The sequence below is a fragment of the Bacillus sp. LR--39 genome (assembly GCF_053613335.1).
Genome location: NZ_JBSIOT010000452.1, coordinates 1 through 951 on the forward strand (window position 1 = coordinate 1; position 951 = coordinate 951).

The window sequence follows — 951 nt, forward strand, 5'->3', positions numbered from 1 at the left end:
GGCGTGTGGAGCGGAGCTTTGTTTAAACAAATCGGCTTAGACAAAAGGTTTTACCCTGTCAAAGGGGAGTGCCTGTCCGTATGGAATGACGGCATCTCTTTGACGAGAACGCTTTACCATGATCATTGCTACATCGTTCCGCGCCATAGCGGAAGGCTTGTCGTCGGCGCGACGATGAAGCCCGGGGACTGGAATGAGCAGCCGGAACTTGGCGGAATCGAGGAGTTGATCCGAAAAGCCAAGTCGATGCTCCCTGGGATTGAATCCATGAAAATCGACCAATGCTGGGCCGGGTTGCGTCCCGAAACAGGGGATGGCAATCCGTATATCGGAAGACATCCTGAAAATGACCGGATTTTGTTTGCTGCCGGACATTTCAGAAACGGCATCCTCCTGGCACCTGCAACCGGTGAGATGATGGCAGACATGATCCTCGGCAATCCGGTCAAAACAGAGTGGATCGAGGCGTTTAAAGCGGAGCGAAAGGAGGCTGTGCACAGGTGAACATTCAGCTCAACGGCCGGAAAATAGAGTGGAGAGATGACGGCGGCACGATTTATGATTTGCTCGCATCCTACAATTTGGAAAATCGTGTTGTCGTTGTTGAAAAAAACAGGCGGATTATCGGAAAAGACCAATATCAAACGGTCAAATTGGAAGAACACGATGTCATCGAAATCGTTCATTTTGTCGGAGGGGGATAAACCGTTATGTTAAAAATCGCAGATCGTCAATTTTCATCAAGATTATTGCTCGGTACAGGGAAGTATCCGTCATTTGAGATTCAAAAAGAGGCCGTCAGCGCATCTGAATCGGAGATCCTGACGTTTGCCGTCAGACGGATGAATATTTTTGAAGAATCTCAGCCTAATTTTTTGGAGCAGCTCGATTTAAGCCGTTATACGCTTTTGCCGAATACGGCAGGAGCAAAAACGGCTGAGGAAGCCGTCC

The 951-nt window shown here is 48.9% G+C and carries 2 protein-coding genes and 1 pseudogene; all 3 read left to right on the forward strand.

All coding sequences use genetic code 11. The features are described 5' to 3' along the window. Nucleotides 1-504: FAD-dependent oxidoreductase (locus ACWHAR_RS24055; RefSeq protein WP_452088057.1), on the forward strand; the 504-nt coding region annotated here is incomplete at its 5' end. After that, nucleotides 501-704 (forward strand): sulfur carrier protein ThiS, encoded by a 204-nt coding sequence (thiS, locus tag ACWHAR_RS24060; protein ID WP_011197776.1) that lies wholly within the window; start codon nucleotides 501-503, stop codon nucleotides 702-704. The genes ACWHAR_RS24055 and thiS, both read left to right, overlap by 4 nt. A 6-nt stretch (nucleotides 705-710) precedes the next feature. Beyond that, nucleotides 711-951 (forward strand): annotated as a pseudogene (locus ACWHAR_RS24065) (thiazole synthase); the annotation flags it as partial.